This window comes from Micromonospora sp. M51, assembly GCF_018070305.1.
In the GTDB taxonomy this organism is placed as follows: domain Bacteria; phylum Actinomycetota; class Actinomycetes; order Mycobacteriales; family Micromonosporaceae; genus Micromonospora; species Micromonospora parva.
This window is the reverse complement of sequence record NZ_JAGPXZ010000744.1, coordinates 1-2,913: the sequence shown is the minus strand read 5'-3', so window position 1 is coordinate 2,913 and position 2,913 is coordinate 1. Positions and strand designations below refer to the sequence as shown.

Sequence of the window (2,913 nt, the reverse complement as noted above, 5' to 3'; positions counted from 1 at the left end):
CTGGAGGGCACCGCCACCATGCCGAGCGCCCGCCCGTTGGCGGACGAGGCCGTGGCTCCGTACCCCTTCGCGGTTCTCTGCCAGGACTGGAGCCTGCCGGTCCGCGACTACCGCGAGTACGTCGGACACCTGCGCCGGGCGGCCCGGCTCGCGCCGGACCTGCGCTACCCGCCGGCGCTGTTCGCGCTGGTCACCTGCCTGGGTGCCCCCACGCCGGTAGCCAACCCGCAGCATCGGCTACGGGTCCACACCGAGGTGCCGCTGCTGCTCGCCGCCACCGTGCACGACCCGGCCAGCGGCTACGGCTGGGCGCGCAACGTGGCGCGGCAGCTGGGCCGGCACGGCGCCCTGCTCACCTACCAGGGGTGGGGGCACGGCAGCTACAGCAGCAGCCCGTGCGTGGCACGAGCCGTCGACGCCTATCTGATCGATCCGGCGGTGCCCCCTCGGGGCGCCAGCTGCCCGGCCGTCGACCCCGCGGTGTGATCGCAGCCGTTGCCGGCCGTCGGGCGGTCGCACCACCCGACGGCCGGCAACGGTGTGCTCAGCGGCGTCGGGTGGCGCGGACGACCACGTCGTTCAGCGGGGCCTCCCGGCCCGGCATCGAGCGGCGCTGCTCCTCGGCGGTGACGATCTCCCAACTGGCGCCGTCCAGGCCGGCGGTGATGTCCGCGAGGGTGACCGACGCCTCGTCCGGCGGGTGGTGCCCATGCCCATGCCCATGCCCCTGCTCGGTGGCTTCGGAGCTGTGCAGGTGCCCGACGATCAGGAGGGTGCCGCCGGGTGCCACCCAGCCGGCGATGCGCTGGTAGAAGTCCAGCTGCGGCATCGCGGGGTGCGCGTAGTGCGTGGTGACCAGGTCGAACGGCGTTTCCGGGGCCCAGGCCGTCAGGTCCGCCGCCACCCATCGCACCCGCTCGGACACCCCGCTCTCGGCCGCGCGTTCGGCGGCCCGGGCGAGGGCGACGGGGGCGATGTCGACAGCGGTGACCTGCCAGCCGTGGGAGGCGAGCCAGATCGCCTCGGCACCGGCACCGCACCCGGCGTCCAGCGCCGAGCCCGGCGACAGGCCGCCGGTCTCCCGGGCCAGGTACGGGTGCGCGGGGCTGGTGCTCATCGCGCCGGGACGGCCGGGGTGCGCCTGCTGCCAGTGCCGCTCCCAGTAGTCCCTGTCGAACTCGTGCTGCTCGGTCATCGCTGCCTGCTCCTTCGCGCGTCGCCCACGACTGTGACCGGGCACCGGGGCAATGTGCAAAATTAATTGCCGAAAGGGCAAGATGTCACCGGTCACTCCTGGCCGGTCAGCCGGGCCGCCCGCACCTCCAGGTACCGCTGCTCCGGTCGGCTCGTGGTGCCGCGCGCCGCGGCCAGGTACGCCTCCCGCGCCGCACCGACCTCCCCGGCCAGCTCCAACAGGTGAGCCCGGACGGCGGCCAGCCGGTGGTGCCCGGCCGTGCGGTCGTCGGCGTCCAACGGCGTGAGCAGGGCGAGCCCGGTGCGGGGCCCGTCGACCATGGCCACCGCCACCGCCTGGTTCAGGGTCACCATCGGGTTCGGCGCGATCCGGGCCAGCAGCCGGTAGAGCGCCACGATCTGCCGCCAGTCCGTCTCGGCCGCCGTGGGGGCTTCGGCGTGCACCGCGGCGATCGCCGCCTGGAGCTGGTACGGGCCCGGTGGCGACCAGGTCAACGCCTCGGTGATCAGCGCGACCCCCTCCGCGATGGCGGCGGCGTCCCACCGGGAGCGGTCCTGCTCGGCCAGCGGCACCAACTCTCCGTCCGGCCCCACCCGCGCCGCCCGGTGCGCGTCGGTCAGCAGCATCAGCGCCAGCAGCCCGGTCACCTCACCGTCGTCGGGCAGCAGCCCGCGCAGGATGCGGGCCAGCCGGATCGCCTCGCCGGTCAACTCGGCCCGGCGCAGGTCCGGGCCACTGGACGCGGTGTAGCCCTCATTGAAGATCAGGTAGAGCACCCGCAGCACCGCCCCCAGCCGCTCGGCGCGCTCCGCCGGCCCGGGCATGGTGAACCGGGCCCCGGCGGCCTCGATCCGCTGCTTGGCCCGCCGGATGCGTTGACTCATCGTCGCCTCGGGCACCAGGTGCGCCCGGGCGATCTGGGCGGTGCTGAGACCACCGACCGCCCGCAGGGTGAGCGCCACCTGCGCCGACCCGGGCAACGCCGGGTGGCAGCAGAGGAACAGCAGCGTGAGGGTGTCATCGTCAGCCGGAACGTTGGGCTCCGCGTCGGCCGCCGGCGCCACCCCGGCGTACGCCGGCTCGCGTCGCGCCACCGCCACCTCGCGGTCCCGGCGCGCGCTCTCGCTGCGCCACTCGTCGGTGAGCCGGCGGGTGGCCACGGTGAGCAACCAGGCGCGCGGATTGTCCGGTACGCCCTGCGCGGGCCACTGCGTCGCGGCGGCGAGCAACGCCTCCTGGACCGCGTCCTCGCACCTGTCGAACTGCCCGTGCCGACGGACCAGCAGGCCGAGGACCTGCGGCGCGAAGGTGCGCAGCAGGTCCTCGACCGTCCGGTCCCCGGTCACATCTCCGTCCCGGCCTCATCCATGATCGGGCGGACCTCCATCGCGCCGCCGTACCGGACGTCCGGCCAGCGGGCGGCGATCTCGGCAGCCCGCTGCGGGCTGTCACAGTCCACCGCCAGGTAGCCCGCGAACTGCTCCTTGCTCTCCATGAACGGACCGTCGAGAACCTCGGGGCTGCCATCGACGAGTCGGACCGTCAACGTCTGCGACGGATTGGCCAACGCCTGGCCGCCGATCAGCTCGCCGGTCTCGGTCAGCTCCTTCATGATCTCGTCGACCTCACCGAAGAGGGCGGTGCGATCCTGCTCGCTCAGCCCCTCGGTGAAGCCGGGCCGGTTCCAGATCAGCAGCATGTACTTCACGGCGATGCTC

4 protein-coding genes are annotated in these 2,913 nt (G+C 73.9%); 1 reads left to right on the top strand and 3 read right to left on the bottom strand.

All coding sequences use genetic code 11. The features are described from left to right. Positions 1-486: alpha/beta hydrolase (locus KBX53_RS28020; RefSeq protein ID WP_210862549.1), on the top strand; the 486-nt coding region annotated here is incomplete at its 5' end. A 58-nt stretch (positions 487-544) separates the two neighbouring features. Here KBX53_RS28020 and KBX53_RS28015 read toward each other — a convergent pair. From KBX53_RS28015 to KBX53_RS28005, 3 genes are all read right to left on the bottom strand, one after another. After that, on the bottom strand, positions 545-1,195 hold the full coding sequence (locus KBX53_RS28015) for a class I SAM-dependent methyltransferase (RefSeq protein ID WP_210862547.1): 651 nt from the start codon (positions 1,193-1,195) through the stop codon (positions 545-547). 92 nt (positions 1,196-1,287) lie between these two features. After that, the gene (locus tag KBX53_RS28010) at positions 1,288-2,541 is read right to left on the bottom strand and encodes an RNA polymerase sigma factor (RefSeq protein WP_210862546.1); all 1,254 of its coding nucleotides are present in this window, start codon (positions 2,539-2,541) and stop codon (positions 1,288-1,290) included. Then, the coding region (locus KBX53_RS28005) for a YciI family protein (protein WP_247676337.1) at positions 2,538-2,913 on the bottom strand (376 nt) is incomplete at its 5' end. The genes KBX53_RS28010 and KBX53_RS28005, both read right to left, overlap by 4 nt.